Here is a 16,529-nt window from a genome sequence, read left to right as displayed (position 1 = left end):
GCGGGAGCTTTGTCGAAAACTCTGCTCCCCGTTCATCACAGTGTCACGAATCGAGCTTACCGGGGCGTGCTGGCCGGAAACATTCGAATGTTTCCGAGCCTCCTTCAATTTGACGCTGTTTCAGGAGAAAGCCGATGTGGCTCAGCAATTTCACGCTCGTTCTTCCCAATGAAGTCGTTGAAAAGGGTGCAGTGCGCATCGAGGACGGCATGATTGCCGAAATCCGCTCCGAGCCGGTCGAGCACCCGACCTTCGACGGCGGCGGTCGCTTGCTGATGCCGGGTTTCGTTGACCTGCACTGTGATATGATCGAGCGCGAGATCGCTCCGCGGCCGAACGCCATGATGCCGATCGATTTCGGCATTCATGAGTTGGACAAGAAGCTGGCCGCAGCCGGCGTGACCACGGCCTTTGCAGCACTCTCCTTTGCGACCGAAAGCGTCTACGGTCATGTCCGCTCGCTCGAAACCACCTCGGCTGTTATCCGTGGCATCGGCAGCCTGCGCGATGAACTCCTGATCGACCATCGCGTCCATGCCCGCTACGAAATCACCAATCTGGGTGCTGCCCCGACGCTGGAGCGGCTGTTGGAGGAGGGTGCTGTCGACATGGTTTCGCTCACCGACCACACGCCGGGGCAGGGCCAGTACAACGACATCGAAAGCTATATCCGCAGCATGTCCGAGCGCCGCTCCATGTCGCGCGAGGCGGCCGAAGAAGTCGTCGCGAAGCGCATCGCGCAACGCCAGGACCCAGAGATCGAGCGCAAGCTGCATGACGTGGTCGAACTCGCGCTGAAGCACAAACTCTCGCTGGCTTCGCATGACGATGACAGCGCCGAAAAGGTTGCCGCGATGCACGATCTCGGCGTGACGATCAGCGAATTTCCGGTAACGGGGCCGGCTGCCGAAGAAGCTTGCCGCCGTGGCCTGTGGACGCTGATGGGTGCGCCGAATGCACTGCGCGGCCAGTCCATGTCCGGCAATCTCAGCGCCCTGGATGCGGCTCGCTCCGGACTGCTCGGTATCATCGCCGCCGACTACCACCCGGCCGCCTTCGTGCCGGCGATTTTCAAGATTGCCGATGTTGTTGCAGGCGGTTTGCCGGCAGCCGTAGCGACGGCAACCTCCAACGCTGCCCGTTCGGCTGGTCTGACGGATCGTGGTGAGATTGCTGTTGGGCAGCTCGCAGATCTGGTTGCCGTCGAGCCCGGTTCGGTTCATCGCATCCGCGCAACCTTCCGTGGCGGTCGCATCGTCTATAGCGACGGTACGCTGCATCCGCTGATGGCGATGGCGGCGTGAAAATTAGCCTACATCACCAAGCAGTGACACGATCTGCCGCCCCTGGGCGGCAGATGTCTCGGCAAGGCTCACGGCCTTGCTGTCTTCCATCCTGACCTTGCCTTCCGCCACCAGCCGCAGCGACTGCGGATAAATCTGGTGCTCGATCGTAAGCACGCGGGCGGCAAGGCTGTCTGCGGTGTCGTTGTTCAGCACAGGCACCACAGCCTGGCCGACGACCGGACCTTCATCCATGCCTTCGGTGACGAAATGCACGGTGCAGCCGGCGACGCGCATACCGGCGTCGAGGGCGCGCTGATGCGTATGGAGGCCGGGGAAAAGTGGCAGTAGCGAAGGATGGATATTGATGATCCGACCTTCATAGGCCTGGATGAAGCGGCCGGAAAGAAGCCGCATATATCCGGCAAGACAGATAATGTCGGGAGAGAGGGCTTCGAGCTGCGAAAGCATAGCCTCTTCATGGGCTTCCTTGCTGGCAAATTCCTTGCGCACGAAGGCGAATGTCGCGATGCCCTCGGCGGCAGCTTTTGCCAGTCCGCCGGCATCCGCCTTGTCGGAGATCACGCCAACGATCTCGGCCGGATAGTCCGCGGCCTTCGTGGCTTTCAGAAGAGCCAGCATGTTGGAGCCGCCGCCGGAGATGAAGACGACGACGCGTTTACGCGGCGCGCTCATAGAGCCAGCGTGCCCTTGCAGACGGTGCCGTGGGCGCCTTCTTCGCGGGCGATCATGCGGCCGAGCGTAACAACCGCTTCACCTTCGGCTTCAAGCGCGGCCTTTACGGCTGTGACGTTTTCCGGAGCGACGACGACGATCATGCCGATGCCGCAGTTGAAGGTGCGCAGCATTTCCTTGGCCTCGACGCCGCCGACCTTGGCGAGCCACGAGAAGACCGGCGGCACCTTGACGGCGGCAAGATCGATTTCGGCGGCGAGATGCTTCGGCAGCACGCGCGGAATGTTTTCCGGGAAGCCGCCGCCGGTGATGTGGGCAAGCGCCTTCAGAGCATGTGTCTCGCGGATGGCCTTGAGCAGCGGCTTCACATAGATGCGCGTCGGCGTCAGCAGCGCCTCACCGAGGGCTTTGCCTTCGGCGAAAGGAGCCGGCGCATCCCAGCCGAGGCCGGAAAGCTCGACGATCTTGCGCACCAGCGAGAAGCCGTTGGAATGAACGCCAGACGAGGCGAGGCCGAGAATGATATCGCCTTCGGCAATATCGCCTGACGGCAGCAGCTGGCCGCGCTCGGCGGCGCCGACGGCAAAGCCCGCCAGATCGTAATCGCCATGGGAATACATGCCCGGCATTTCCGCCGTCTCGCCGCCGATCAGCGCGCAGCCTGCATCGCGGCAGCCGGCAGCAATGCCGCCGACAATCGCTGCACCCTGGTCGGGGTCGAGCTTGCCGGTGGCGAAGTAATCGAGGAAGAACAGCGGCTCTGCGCCCTGGACCACGAGATCGTTGACGCACATGGCCACGAGGTCGATGCCGACGGTGTCATGATAATTGGCGTCGATCGCGATCTTGAGCTTGGTGCCGACGCCGTCATTGGCGGCGACCAGCACCGGATCGGTAAAGCCCGCCGCCTTGAGGTCGAAGAGGCCGCCGAAGCCGCCGATTTCGCCATCCGCACCTGGCCGGCGCGTCGAACGCACCGCAGGCTTGATCTTTTCGACGAGCAGGTTGCCGGCATCGATATCGACGCCCGCATCGCTATAGGTCAGACCGTTTTTTCCAGACTGGCTCATGCTTCCGCCTCCGATGGCCGCCTGTCCATTATGACAGGGCTTTCATCGGGTCGCCATTGCATGATAGGGGCCGTTATGCAAGGCGCAAGCGCCGCAACACCCTCGATTTTCCCCGCTTCCCATTGCTTGAGGCAGATTTCCGCCCGCAGACTTGACCATAATTGCGGCATCATCCTATGTCCTAAGCACACGGCAAACGGGCTGGGAACAACGGGGAAGACGATGGAGCAAAAGGTCAGCGGGGCGAGCCTCAAGCGTCAAGTCACCTTCTGGGTGATCGTACTCGTCGTCTTCATCAGCTTCGTCTACATCTTCAGTACGATCCTGCTGCCGTTCATCGCCGGCATGGCGGTCGCCTATTTCCTCGATCCGATCGCCGACCGGCTGGAGCGGATCGGCCTCAGCCGCCTGATGGCGACGGTGGTGATCCTCGTCTCCTTCATACTCATCTTTGCGCTGGCGCTGACGATCTTCATTCCGATCATCGTCAACCAGTTCAATGATTTCATCCAGCACATCCCGACCTATGTACAGCAGGTCCAGCAGCTGATCGCCAAGGCACAGACGATGGTGCTGCCGGACTGGATTCGCAATCAGCTCGGCGCGATCAAGGACAATTTCTCCAGCATCATGTCCGAAGGTTTGAGCTTCGTCGGCGGCCTGTTCGCGCAGCTCTGGAGTTCCGGCAAGGCGCTGGTCAATATCCTCTCGCTGATGGTCGTGACCCCCGTGGTCGCCTTCTATATGCTGCTCGATTGGGACCGCATGATCGCCAAGGTGGACGACTGGATTCCGCGTGATCATGTCGCGACCGTCCGCGAGATCGCCCGCGAGATCGATCAGGCGATTGCCGGCTTCATCCGGGGGCAGGGTTCGCTCTGCATCATCCTCGGCGTTTATTACGGCGTCGGTCTTTCGCTGGTCGGCCTGAATTTCGGCCTGCTGATCGGCCTCTTCGCCGGCATGATCAGCTTCATCCCCTATGTCGGCTCGATGGTCGGCCTCGTTCTGGCCGTCGGCGTCGCGCTCGTCCAGTTCTGGCCCGACTATCTCTGGGTCGGCCTGACGCTCGTCGTCTTCTTCACCGGCCAGTTCCTGGAAGGCAACGTGCTGCAGCCGAAGCTCGTCGGCGAAAGCGTCGGCCTGCATCCGGTCTGGCTGATGTTCGCGCTGTTTGCCTTCGGCGCACTCTTCGGCTTCGTCGGGCTGCTGATCGCTGTTCCCGCTGCCGCCGCTTGCGGCGTCCTTGTCCGCTTTGCCCTTTCGCGGTACCTTCAAAGCGAACTCTATCACGGACGCTCGGAGGCCGGCAGAGTGCGCAGAGCCAAGGCCGGCAAGCCCGAGAATAACTAGACATGACTGATGCAAAGAATGCTGATTTGAGGCGCAGGACCGCCGAACAGCTGCCCTTGGCCTTTACACACGATCCCGCCAGCGGCCGCGACGACCTGCTCGTTGCCGATCCGCTGACGGCTGCCGTGAGGATCGTCGATTCCTGGCCGCACTGGCCATCGCCGGTCGTCATTCTGGCGGGGCCTGTCGGTTCGGGAAAATCGCATCTTGCCAGCATCTGGGCCGAAAGATGCGGAGCGACATCAATTCATCCGGTGGCGGGCTCCAATGCCGCGATCGCAGCCGCGAACGGCCCCATCGTCTTCGAGGATGTGGATCGTCTGGGCTTTGACGATACCGAACTCTTTCATGTCATCAACAGCGCGCGGGAAAACGGCACCAGCCTGCTGATGACGACGCGTCTCTGGCCAATGTCCTGGCCGGTGACCTTGCCCGACCTGCGCTCCCGCCTGAAGGCGGCGACTGTGGTCGAGATCGGCGAGCCGGACGAGGAATTGCTGTCACAGGTCATCGTCAAGCTCTTTGCCGACCGCCAGCTTTATATCGATGACAAACTCGTCCTTTATATCGTCAATCGCATGGAGCGTTCCCTCAACGCCGCGCAATTGATCGTCGACAGGCTCGACAGGCTGGCGCTCGGGCGAGGAACAAGAATTACACGCCTGTTGGCCGCGGAAGTATTGAACGAACTGGGCAGCTCCGATCAGCCGGGTTGAACCGTCATCGACTGTCACAGTTCCGTCGTCAAACTGATATACGTCGCACAAGGTTAGATAAGGGGTAGGTGGAACATGGACTCGGCACTCTCGGAACATCAGGACGCCAACCAGGAATCCCCGGAGGCCGCTCCTCCTGTCAATGAATTGCTGACCAGCCCCGAGCGCTTTATCAACCGCGAATTTTCCTGGCTGCAGTTCAATCGCCGCGTCCTCGAGGAAACGCTGAACACCGCCCATCCGCTTCTGGAGCGCGTTCGCTTCCTCTCGATTTCCGCCGCCAACCTCGATGAATTCTTCATGGTGCGTGTTGCCGGTCTCGAAGGCCAGGTCCGCCAGAAGATCCTGGTACGCACGCCCGACGGCAAGACGCCGGCCGAGCAGCTCGACGACATCCTGCGCGAGATCGACAATCTGCAGATGGAGCAGCAGGCCTCGCTTGCCGTCCTGCAGCAATATCTCGCCAAGGAAGATATTCTGATCGTCCGCCCGGCCGCCCTGTCCGATATGGACCGGCAGTGGTTGCATACCGAATTCGAACAGGCGATCTTCCCGGTCCTGACGCCGCTCTCCATCGACCCGGCTCACCCGTTCCCGTTCATTCCGAACCTCGGCTTCTCGATCGCGCTGCAGTTGAAGAGCATGAACGGCCGCGAGCCGATGACGGCGCTGCTGCGCCTGCCGCCGGCGCTCGACCGCTTCGTCCGCCTGCCTGACGCCAGCAACGTCATCCGCTACATCACGCTCGAAGACGTGGTGAACATCTTCATCCACCGCCTCTATCCTGGCTACGAAGTGCAGGGCTCGGGTACGTTCCGCCTCATTCGCGACAGCGATATCGAAGTCGAGGAAGAGGCTGAAGACCTCGTGCGCTTCTTCGAAACCGCGCTGAAGCGCCGCCGCCGTGGCTCGGTGATCCGCATCGAGACCGATTCCGAAATGCCGCTGGAACTTCGCCAGTTCGTGGTGGAATCGTTGAACGTCCCGGAAAACCGCATCGCGGTTCTGCCGGGCCTGCTGGCGCTCAACACGCTCTCCGAAATCTGCAAGGCTCCGCGCGACGATCTTCGCTTCGAGCCCTACAATGCCCGATTTCCTGAGCGCGTCCGCGAACATGCCGGCGATTGTTTCGCCGCCATCCGCGAAAAGGACATGGTCGTCCACCACCCCTACGAATCCTTCGACGTGGTGGTCCAGTTCCTTCTCCAGGCTGCTAGGGACCCTGATGTTCTGGCGATAAAGCAGACGCTCTATCGTACGTCGAACGACAGCCCGATCGTCCGCGCGCTGATCGATGCTGCCGATCTCGGCAAGTCGGTCACTGCGTTGGTGGAACTGAAGGCCCGGTTCGACGAAGAGGCAAATATCCGTTGGGCGCGCGATCTCGAACGCGCCGGCGTGCAGGTCGTCTTCGGCTTTATCGAACTCAAGACCCATGCCAAGATGTCGATGGTCGTGCGCCGTGAAGACGGCAAGTTGCGCACCTATTGCCACCTCGGCACCGGCAACTATCACCCGGTCACCGCCAAGATCTATACCGACCTCTCATATTTCACCTGTGACCCGAAGATCGCCCATGACATGGCGAATATCTTCAACTTCATCACCGGCTACGGCGAGCCGGAGCACGACATGAAGATCGCGGTTTCGCCTTACACGCTCCGCAGTCGCATCCTCCAGCATATCGAGGGCGAGATCGAACATGCCAAGAGCGGCCAGCCGGCGGCCATCTGGATGAAGATGAATTCGCTCGTCGACCCTGATATCATCGACGCGCTCTATCGCGCCAGCAATGCGGGCGTCGAGATTGATCTCGTCGTGCGCGGTATCTGCTGCCTGCGTCCGCAGGTGCCCGGTCTTTCGGAGAAAATCCGTGTCAAGTCGATCATAGGCCGCTTCCTCGAGCATAGCCGCATCTTCTGTTTCGGCAACGGTCAGGGCCTGCCGTCGGAGAAGGCGCTGGTCTATATCGGCTCGGCCGACATGATGCCGAGAAATCTCGACCGCCGCGTCGAAACCCTGGTGCCGCTCACTAACAAGACCGTGCACGAGCAGGTGCTTTCACAGATCATGCTGGGCAATATCATTGACAACCAGCAAAGCTACGAGATATTGCCGGACGGGACCTCACGGCGCATGGAAGTGCGCAAGGGAGAAGAGCCATTTAATGCGCAGCAGTATTTCATGACCAATCCCAGCCTGTCGGGCCGCGGTGAAGCCTTGAAATCCAGCGCTCCGAAACTGATCGCTGGACTGCTGTCGGGCCGCAACACATAAATTGGACCTGCATGGTTGAATCAGAAGCCCAGGGACGCCTTCCGGGTATCGCCCCTGTCTCCGTTGTCGATATCGGGTCGAACTCGGTCCGTCTCGTCGTCTATGAAGGCCACTCGCGGTCTCCGACTATCCTTTTCAACGAGAAAGTGCTGTGCGGCCTCGGCAAGGGCATAGCGCTGACGGGGAAGATGGACGAGGAAAGCGTGGCGCGGGCGCTTGCCGCGCTGCACCGTTTCAAGGCGCTCTCCGATCAGGCGCGCGCCTCAACGATCTATGTCCTGGCGACGGCGGCGGCACGCGAAGCGAGCAATGGCCCGGAATTCATCCATCAGGCGGAAGCCATCCTCCAGCGCAAGGTGCGCGTTCTGTCGGGGGAGGAAGAGGCGCGTTTCTCGGCGCTTGGCATCGTCAGCGGCTTCTTCCATCCGGATGGCATCGCCGGAGACCTCGGCGGCGGTTCGCTGGAACTGATCGACATCAAGGATCGGGAGATCGGCAAGGGCATCACGCTGCCGCTCGGTGGCCTGCGCCTGTCCGAATATGCCGGCGGCTCGATCGAAAAGGCCCGCGCCTTCGCGCGCAAGCACGTCAAGACCGCCAAGCTCCTGGGCAAGGGCGAGGGCCGCACCTTCTATGCGGTCGGCGGCACATGGCGAAATATCGCCAAGCTGCACATGGAAATCCGCAAATATCCGCTGCACATGATGCAGGGGTATGAAGTGCAGCTCGACGAGATGGTGCGCTTCCTGGATCAGATCGTCGAATCGAAGGATTCGAAGGACCCGGCGCTACAGGCGGTTTCCAAGCATCGTCGTTCGCTACTGCCTTTCGGCGCGGTTGCCATGCGCGAGGTGCTGACGGCAATGAAGCCGTCGATCATCTCCTTTTCCGCGCAAGGTGTGCGCGAGGGCTATCTCTATTCGTTGCTGACCGAGGCGGAGCGCAACAGCGATCCGCTGCTGGTGGCGGCCGGCGAGCTTGCCATTCTGCGAGCGCGTTCGCCGGAACATGCCCGCGAGCTGGCGGAATGGACCGGGCGGATGATGCCGTTTTTCGGGATCACCGAGACGGAAGAAGAGAGCCGCTATCGCCAGGCAGCGTGCCTGCTTGCCGACATCAGCTGGCGCGCCCATCCGGATTATCGCGGCCTACAGGCGTTGAACATCATCGCCCACACGTCTTTCGTCGGCATCACCCATGCCGGCCGTGCGTTCATCGCGCTTGCCAATTACTATCGCTTCGAGGGATTGAACGACGACGGTGCGACGGAGCCGCTGGCGACGATCGCAACGCCGCTCTACATTGAGCGCGCCAAGCTGCTCGGCGGCCTGCTGCGTGTCGTCTATCTGTTCTCGGCGTCGATGCCTGGCATCGTGCGCAACCTGTCGTTCCGCCGCTCGACAAACCCCGATCTGGATCTCGAATTCGTCGTTCCCGCCGAATATCACGATTTCGCGGGTGAGCGACTGGACGGGCGCCTGCAGCAGCTAGGCAAGCTCACGAACCGTAGGCTGGCCTTCTGCTTCGAATAGATTGTCCGCTTCGAGCGGGTCTGAAGCCTCTCCCCACATGGCAGGGAGAGGCAATTTCGTTGCGGCTTACTTCGCGTTCAGGAAATCGCTGACTTCAAGCAGGCTGAACTCATTGTCATCGGCCTTGTCGACGGCGCGGCCGGCAGAGAAGGGCAGGTTGTTGTCGTTGCCGACGATGATGTGGTTGGCATCGACGCGGTCAACGTTCTCGATGGTGACGAAGGGCATGTCGTAGAAGCCTTCGCCGCCGCCCTGGCGACGCTTGTGGTCCGGGTCTTCGATGCGCATCAGGTCGATGTAGCCGATCTTGCGAACGGACTTGCCGACATTGGCGTCGCTGAATTCGATTTTGTAGACGCGCTTCAGTTCGGCCGGCGCCTCGAAGCAATCCGGCTTCGGCTGCTTGGGGTCGGCGCAAGCCTTGTCCTTGGTGCCGGCGCCGTTATCGCGCTCGAGGACCAAAGCCGTCGTCTCGTCGAGCATGTTGAAATCGCCGATGGCGATGCCCTTGTCGGCGAAGGGATAGAGCCAGCTGCGGCCGGTCCAGCTCTTGGAGGCGACATCGAATTCGATGACGCGGATGGCCGTCTTGCCGTCCACGCTCTCCACCTGGCCGTCTTCCTTGTAGATCGGGCCTTCCAGCAGACCATAGAGCTTGGAACCGTCCTTCGACATGGCGAGACCTTCGAAGCCGCCGGAGCGCTTCAGGTTGAAGGCCGGCATCTTCTGCGTGGGGTTGCCGGGCAGCTGCAGCAGCGGATTGTCGGGCGACATGACGGGCTTGCCGTTGACCGTCGTGGCGATGACGTCGGTCAGCTGGCCGTTCGTATCGAACTTCAGCAGGTAGGGACCGAATTCCTCGCCGATCCAGAAGCCGTCGGCAACCGGCTGGATCGATTCGATGTCGAAATCGGCGCCGGTCAGATAGCGCTTGTCGGCGCCTTCCATGACGATCGGGAAGGGGGCCTTCTTGTTCGGATCGGACAGGAACAGGTTCTTGATCACTTCGACCTTGCCGCTGTCCCAGTCGAACTTGAGCTGATGCAGGAAAAGCATCGCGTCCGAGGAGTTCTGCTTGGAGCCGAAACCATTGTCGGACAGTGTCCAGAAGGTGCCATCGGGCATGGTCTTGATGCCGGAAAAGCCCTGGACCGGCTGGCCGGCGAAGGGCAGCTTCACGTCGGTGACGCGGGCGCCATCCTTGCCGGCTATGGTGCCGAGCGCTTCGGTGCGCTTTCGGTCAGGCGTCGTGAACTTGCCTGACGTCTTCAGGAACTCCGGCGCGTCTGCAGGCGCGTCGGCGATCGTGTTGGCCGGCAGGATGGCCTGTCCAACGAGCTTTGCCTTGAATTGCTGCTCGTCGGCCTGGGCCGAAGCGGCAAGCAAGAGGAAGAGTGCCGTGGAGGCGGAAAGAATTCGGGTCATCGTGTCACCTTATTGGTGTGGAGTGGTGAAAACACCCTCCGCTTAACAGGCGAGCTATGTCCGCGAATTAACGCTTAGGTGAAGATTTGGTGACTGTGGACAACCCATGGGGTGTGAAGCTTTGGCGGGTATCGATATGAAATGCAGCTAATGATATGCATCACTTACGATCTGCCGCGAAGCGTTTTCAGCGCCTGTCGGTCCTGCGTATGAAGCGCGATGACGCCAAGGGTTTGATCCCGGCCGCGAACGACATGCTCGCCCAACTCCTCCTTGAGGACCCCCTCGGGAAGATCGAGCCGTCTGGCGAGATCGCTGGAAATCAGCACCTGGCGCTCCAGCGTCTTGCAGAGCGACTCCAGCCTTGCCGTCGTGTTCACCGTGTCGCCGAAATAGGCGATCTTATGGTGATCGACGCCGATTTCGGCGGTGACGATGCCGCCGCCGTGCAGGGCGGCTCTGAGGCGCGGCACTCTGCCATAGGACTTTAACCAGCTCTCCGCATTCGCCTCGATATCGTTGAGAATCGTGAAGACGCAGCGCACGCAATTGGCATTCTTGACGCCGCGGCGAAGCGGCCAGGTAATGATGGCGGCATCGCCGATATAGTCGTCGATCGCCCCTTTGTGCCGGCGCACGGGCTCCGCCATGGCGCCGAACACCGCGCCCAGAAATTCCTGCGTTTTCAGATCGCCATGCTCTTCCGCAAAGGCTGTGGAACCGACGAGATCGATGAAGAGGAAGACGCGTTCCTCCTGTACCGGATTGCGGTAGCGGCCGGTCAACAGGCTGAGGAAGACGTCGCGGCCGAGCAGTTCCCGCACGCGGCCGATGAAGATGATGACGGCGGTCACCAGGACGGCATAGATGTAGACGTCTATCTTCAGCAGCGTCAGATCTTCCCAGGACCCGTCGACCAGGCCCAGAAGCTTCATGATGCTGCCCGCCATCGCATAGCCGACGCTCATCAGGAGGAAATCGACGACGAGGGCCGAGAGGATGAAGGCCGGCGTCGGTAGCCGGTGCATCCAGTCGTTCAGCCGCGGCAGGATCATCCGGCGTTCGAAGACGAGCAGCGGCATGCCGCAGAACAATGCGAAGATGGCGCCGATATACATCGGCGCCTGCGGGAAGAACAGCTTGCCGTAGAGGACGCCGGTCGAGGCAACAAGCAGCGACGTCAGAATCCAGTTACGTGTCGAATGGACAATACCCATTCATTTTTCCGCCGAGAAACGACGCCTGTCATCGACGCGGGATTGCGCCGGCAAACCGGAACGTCATCGAATAGAACGATTACATAAGACGTTCATTCCACGAGATTTGCGGCGCAATCGTGATGACGACCGACGCCCAGATGCGCGAATCATACGCAATCGCAAGGCGCCGGGAAAGGAGAATGTCGCAGCTAGAGGGTGACGGTCTCGATGCGCTTGCCGACGAAGCGCAGGGCCACCTGACCCTGGATCAGCTGCAATGCCGTCTCGCCGAAGAGATCGCGGCGCCAGCCGGTCAGAGCCGCGACATCGGCCTTTTCGCCTTCGGCGGCGATCTTGTCCAGATCGTCGCTGTTGGCGATCACTTTCGGGGCAACGCCATGCTTTTCGGCAATCAGCTTCAGCAACACCTTCAGCAGTTCCGAAGCGGCAGCCGTGCCCTCCGGCGCCTGCTGATGGCGCGGCGGATGCGGCATTTCGGACTTTGGCAGAGCCAGCGCTGCGTTGATCGCTTCGAGGACGGTAGTACCGCCGGCCGACCGTTCCCAACCCTTGGGGATGGTGCGCAGGCGCGCCAGCGCCTCGGTATCCTTCGGCTGTTGCTGAGCGATTTCGTAGATCGCGTCGTCCTTCAGCACCCGGGCGCGCGGAACGTTGCGGGCGCGTGCCTCGCGTTCGCGCCATGCGGCAACATATTTGAGGACGGCCAGCTCCTGCGGCTTGCGCAGCCGCATCTTCAGCCGCTGCCAGGCATCGTCGGGATGCAGGTCGTAGGTTTCGCGCGCCTCGAGGATCGCCATTTCTTCCTGGAGCCAGGAGGCGCGTCCCTCGCGCTTCAGCTGCTCAGCAAGCGAAAGGTAGACATCGCGCAGATGGGTTACATCTGCGAGCGCATAGTCCAGCTGCTTTTCCGAGAGCGGTCGGCGGCTCCAGTCGGTAAAGCGCGAGGACTTGTCGATATGGACATTCTTGATACGGCTGACGAGCTGGTCGTAGGAAACGGAATCGCCGAAACCGCAGACCATCGCCGCGACCTGCGTGTCGAAGATCGGATGCGGAATGAGATTGCCGCGATGGAAAATGATTTCGATATCCTGGCGGGCAGCATGAAACACCTTCAGCACCGATGGATTGGCCATCAGTTCGAAGAAGGGTGCCAGGTCCAGCCCCTTGGCCAGCGGGTCCACCAGCACTTCGGTGGTGGGGCTTGCCATCTGTATCAAACACAGTTCCGGCCAGAAGGTCGTTTCTCGCAGGAATTCGGTATCGATCGTAATAAAATCCGACTTGGCCAGCTCTTGGCAGGCCGCCTCCAATTGGGCGGTAGTTTCGATCATCTCAACACATTCAATCGGTAAAATAGTTCTTTAACTTCCTTCTCCTTTCAGCCGGATATGTCAATACTTTCGCGGACAAAGCCTTTGCCGCATTTCGCTTTTGGTTGAATTTGCCGGGAACTGTGACGTCATCGACCTAAACCGGGTACGATGGAGCTGGCTCTCGACCGCTCAGGCCACGCGCACGTAGCTGGTCATGCCGGTCTTCTGGTGCTCGATGATATGGCAATGCAGCAGCCAGTCGCCGGGATTGTCGGCAACGAAGGCAAGCTGCACCTTTTCATCCGGCTGAATGAGATAGGTATCGGATACGAAGGGCTGTACCTGCTTCGTCGATGACGAGAGGACCGTAAAGCTCATTCCATGCAGATGGATCGGATGGCTATGCGGAGTAACGTTCTCCATGTCGATGACGTAGCTCTTGCCGAGCTTGAGCTCGGCAAGCGGCGCGGTCGGGTCGGGCGTGTCGCCCGGCCACGGCACCTTGTTGATCGCCCAGAAGCTGTAGCCGAGCGAGCCGCAGATCGTGCTGTCGGCCGTATTTTCCGCCGTGGCGCTGAGGATCAGCGGAATATGGGTGGCCGAACCCAGATCGGCCTTCTGCACGGGATTGGCCTCCAGCGGAGCCAGATCGCGGACATCGCGTTTCAGGGAAGCGCCAACCGCGCGCAATGTCGCCAGCACTTTCGGATTGGTGCCCTTGATATCTTCGAGCTTGACGATCGCGCCTTCGCTATCCGGCATGCGCACGGCCAGTTCGAGCCGCTGTCCCGGCCCAAGCTGCAGGACATCCAGCGGAAACCGTTGCGGCACGGGATTGCCATCGATGGAGATCACCGTGCCTTCCGCGCCATCCATGCGGAACGAGAAGATGCGCGTGACGTCGGTGATCGCCATTCGCAGACGGACGAGGCCGCCGGAAGGGGCATCATATTGAGGCTGCTGCTGCCAATTCGCGGTGCGCACGGTGCCATAGGTGCCGGACTTCGCCGCATCGCGCGGGCGGAACTGGGCGATGAACTGTCCGTCTCCCCCCAGCCGCCAGTCGCGCAGGTTCAACACCACTTCCGAATCAAATGCCGGGTCCTTGGGATTTTCGACGACGATGACGCCGGTCATCCCGTGGCCCATCTGCTCCAGCGTGTTGCAATGCGGGTGATACCAGAAGGTGCCGGCATCCGGCGGCGTGAAGGCGTAGTCGAAATGATCGCCCGTATAGACATAGGGCTGGGTCAGGAAGGGCACGCCGTCCATATTGTTCGGAAGCCGGATGCCATGCCAGTGAATGGTAGTCGGATCGTCTATGCCGTTGATCAGCCGCGCGGCGAAGGATTCGCCCTTTTTCATCCGCACGACCGGTGGCATGCCTGCCTCGCCATAGGTAAGCACGCTCCTTGTGACGCCGCCGTCGATGAGATTGGCTTCGATCTTGGCCGTCTTCAGCACGCGCGGCTCGGCCGCGGCGGCCTTTCCGGCAAACTTTCCGGCGATGCAAAGCCCGATACCATAGGCGCCGGCAACGGCTGAGGCTTTCAGGAGATTGCGGCGGGTCAGGATCGGCATGTCAGGCTCCGGGGGCGAAGAGGTATGATGCCTGTTTAAAGTTGACCTTGTCGTTCAGCAATAGCATTGAGGTAGCCAAACTGCCACAGCGGCTACTTGCGGATGTCGATATGGGCGACGATTGAAAACAGCTTTGAGGCGACTTACGACGTTCGAGCCTTGACAAATCGGGCGTGCCATGCGCTTTTCCGCCCGATTTTCTCGTCGGCAGGCGAGGGGCTTGCATGTCCTTTCGCCGCGGTCCGCCAAGTCCAGGATATATACTATGCATCGCTATCGCAGCCACACATGCGCCGCCCTGCGCAAGTCCGACGTCGGTTCGACCGTCCGCATCTCCGGCTGGGTCCATCGCGTCCGAGATCATGGCGGCGTGCTGTTCATCGACCTGCGCGATCATTACGGCATCACTCAGGTCGTGGCCGACCCCGATTCTCCGGCCTTCAAGCTTGCCGAAACCGTTCGCGGTGAATGGGTCATCCGCATCGACGGCCTCGTGAAAGCCCGCACGGACGACACCGTCAACAAGAACATGCCGACCGGCGAGATCGAGCTTTACGCTCAGGAGATCGAAGTGCTCTCCGCCGCCAAGGAACTGCCGCTGCCCGTCTTCGGCGAGCCCGACTATCCGGAAGACGTTCGCCTGAAGTATCGCTTCCTCGATCTTCGCCGCGAAACGCTGCACAAGAACATCGTCAAGCGCACGCAGGTTATCTCCTCGATGCGCCGCCACATGGGCGACGTCGGCTTTACCGAATATACGACCCCGATCCTGACGGCATCGTCGCCGGAAGGCGCGCGTGACTTCCTCGTGCCGAGCCGTATCCATCCCGGCACCTTCTACGCGCTGCCGCAGGCGCCGCAGCAGTACAAGCAGCTGCTGATGGTTGCAGGCTTCGACCGCTACTTCCAGATTGCACCGTGCTTCCGCGATGAAGACCCGCGTGCCGACCGTCTGCCGGGCGAATTCTACCAGCTCGACCTCGAAATGAGCTTCGTGACGCAGGAAGACGTCTGGAACACGATGGGTCCGCTGATGACCCAGGTGTTCGAGGAGTTTGCCGAAGGCAAGCCGGTCACCAAGGAATGGCCGCGCATCCCCTATGACGTCGCCATCCGCAAGTATGGCTCCGACAAGCCGGACCTGCGTAACCCGATCGTCATGGAAGCCGTCACCGAGCATTTCGCCGGCTCCGGCTTCAAGGTCTTCGCCAACATGATCGCTTCCAACCCGAAGGTCGAAGTCTGGGCGATTCCGGCCAAGACCGGCGGTTCCAGAGCATTCTGCGACCGCATGAATGCGTGGGCGCAAAGCCAGGGTCAGCCGGGCCTCGGCTACATCTTCTGGCGCAAGGAAGGCGAGAAGCTCGAAGGTGCTGGCCCGCTTGCCAAGAACATCGGCGAAGAGCGCACGGATGCGATCCGCACGCAGCTCGGCCTCGACGATGGCGATGCCTGCTTCTTCGTCGCTGGCGATCCCTCCAAGTTCTACAAATTTGCCGGTGAAGCCCGCACCCGGGCCGGCGAAGAGCTGAATCTGGTCGATCGCGACCGTTTCGAGCTGTGCTGGATTGTCGACTTCCCGTTCTTCGAATGGAGCGAGGAAGAGAAGAAGGTCGATTTCGCTCACAACCCGTTCTCGATGCCGCAGGGCGGCCTTGAGGCGCTGCAGAACCAGGATCCGCTCACGATCAAGGCGTTCCAGTACGACGCCGTCTGCAACGGCTTTGAAATCGCTTCGGGCTCGATCCGTAACCAGTCGCCGGAGACCATGGTCGCTGCCTTCGAAAAGGTCGGTCTCAGCCAGACCGACGTCGAAGAGCGCTTCGGCGGTCTCTATCGCGCCTTCCAGTACGGCGCGCCTCCGCACGGCGGCGCTGCCTTCGGTATCGACCGTATCGTCATGCTCCTGGTTGGCGCCAAGAACCTGCGCGAAATCTCGCTGTTCCCGATGAACCAGCAGGCACAGGATCTGCTGATGGGCGCTCCTTCGGCCGCAACGCCGACGCAGCTGCGCGAACTGGCCATCCGCCCGGTACCGCCGGTCAAGAAGGACTAAGTCC

General features: G+C 61.0%; 12 protein-coding genes. 6 read left to right on the top strand and 6 right to left on the bottom strand.

Features of this window, described 5'->3' with window-relative positions:
* Positions 1-134: 134 nt before the first annotated feature.
* A complete protein-coding gene (locus tag BJ928_RS00960) occupies positions 135-1,304 on the top strand; it encodes an alpha-D-ribose 1-methylphosphonate 5-triphosphate diphosphatase (protein WP_047627150.1) in 1,170 nt (389 codons plus the stop codon).
* 3 nt (positions 1,305-1,307) lie between these two features.
* Here BJ928_RS00960 and purN read toward each other — a convergent pair whose 3' ends face one another.
* Positions 1,308-1,979, bottom strand: a complete 672-nt coding sequence (purN, locus tag BJ928_RS00955; protein ID WP_047627149.1) for a phosphoribosylglycinamide formyltransferase — start codon at positions 1,977-1,979, stop codon at positions 1,308-1,310.
* Positions 1,976-3,049 carry a phosphoribosylformylglycinamidine cyclo-ligase gene (gene purM, locus BJ928_RS00950; RefSeq protein ID WP_047627148.1) on the bottom strand — a complete coding sequence of 358 codons (1,074 nt, stop codon included), beginning with the start codon at positions 3,047-3,049 and terminating at the stop codon, positions 1,976-1,978. Before purM ends, purN begins: the two co-directional genes overlap by 4 nt.
* 222 nt (positions 3,050-3,271) lie before the next feature.
* Here purM and BJ928_RS00945 point away from each other — a divergent pair, with 222 nt between their 5' ends.
* The 4 genes from BJ928_RS00945 to ppx all read left to right on the top strand — a co-directional run bounded on the left by BJ928_RS00945 (position 3,272) and on the right by ppx (position 8,927).
* The gene (locus BJ928_RS00945; protein WP_047627147.1) at positions 3,272-4,402 is read left to right on the top strand and encodes an AI-2E family transporter; all 1,131 of its coding nucleotides are present in this window, start codon (positions 3,272-3,274) and stop codon (positions 4,400-4,402) included.
* Between the two features lie 2 nt (positions 4,403-4,404).
* Complete coding sequence (gene hdaA / locus BJ928_RS00940; RefSeq protein WP_047627146.1) at positions 4,405-5,118, top strand: DnaA regulatory inactivator HdaA; 714 nt, start codon at positions 4,405-4,407, stop codon at positions 5,116-5,118.
* A 75-nt stretch (positions 5,119-5,193) separates the two neighbouring features.
* Positions 5,194-7,395, top strand: a complete 2,202-nt coding sequence (locus BJ928_RS00935) for an RNA degradosome polyphosphate kinase (RefSeq protein ID WP_047627145.1) — start codon at positions 5,194-5,196, stop codon at positions 7,393-7,395.
* 11 nt (positions 7,396-7,406) lie between these two features.
* The gene (gene ppx / locus BJ928_RS00930) at positions 7,407-8,927 is read left to right on the top strand and encodes an exopolyphosphatase (protein WP_047627144.1); all 1,521 of its coding nucleotides are present in this window, start codon (positions 7,407-7,409) and stop codon (positions 8,925-8,927) included.
* A 66-nt stretch (positions 8,928-8,993) separates the two neighbouring features.
* Here ppx and BJ928_RS00925 read toward each other — a convergent pair whose 3' ends face one another.
* The 4 genes from BJ928_RS00925 to BJ928_RS00910 form a co-directional block, all read right to left on the bottom strand.
* Positions 8,994-10,352, bottom strand: coding sequence for an esterase-like activity of phytase family protein (locus tag BJ928_RS00925; protein ID WP_047627143.1), 1,359 nt, complete (start codon positions 10,350-10,352; stop codon positions 8,994-8,996).
* Between the two features lie 164 nt (positions 10,353-10,516).
* On the bottom strand, positions 10,517-11,569 hold the full coding sequence (locus BJ928_RS00920; protein WP_047627142.1) for an adenylate/guanylate cyclase domain-containing protein: 1,053 nt from the start codon (positions 11,567-11,569) through the stop codon (positions 10,517-10,519).
* Positions 11,570-11,760: 191 nt separating this feature from the next.
* Positions 11,761-12,906, bottom strand: coding sequence for a ribonuclease D (gene rnd / locus BJ928_RS00915; protein WP_047627141.1), 1,146 nt, complete (start codon positions 12,904-12,906; stop codon positions 11,761-11,763).
* 171 nt (positions 12,907-13,077) lie between these two features.
* Positions 13,078-14,469 carry a multicopper oxidase family protein gene (locus tag BJ928_RS00910; protein WP_047627140.1) on the bottom strand — a complete coding sequence of 464 codons (1,392 nt, stop codon included), beginning with the start codon at positions 14,467-14,469 and terminating at the stop codon, positions 13,078-13,080.
* A gap of 265 nt (positions 14,470-14,734) precedes the next feature.
* On the opposite strand from BJ928_RS00910, the gene aspS reads away from it, so the two are divergent.
* Entirely contained in the window at positions 14,735-16,525 is a 1,791-nt protein-coding gene (aspS, locus tag BJ928_RS00905; RefSeq protein ID WP_047627139.1) for an aspartate--tRNA ligase, read from the top strand.
* The last annotated feature ends 4 nt before the right edge of the window (positions 16,526-16,529 follow it).

Origin of the sequence: Rhizobium sp. WW_1 (genome assembly GCF_003610155.1) — a bacterium.
In the GTDB taxonomy this organism is placed as follows: Bacteria; Pseudomonadota; Alphaproteobacteria; order Rhizobiales; family Rhizobiaceae; genus Rhizobium; species Rhizobium tropici_A.
This window is presented reverse-complemented; position numbering and strand designations above follow the sequence as displayed.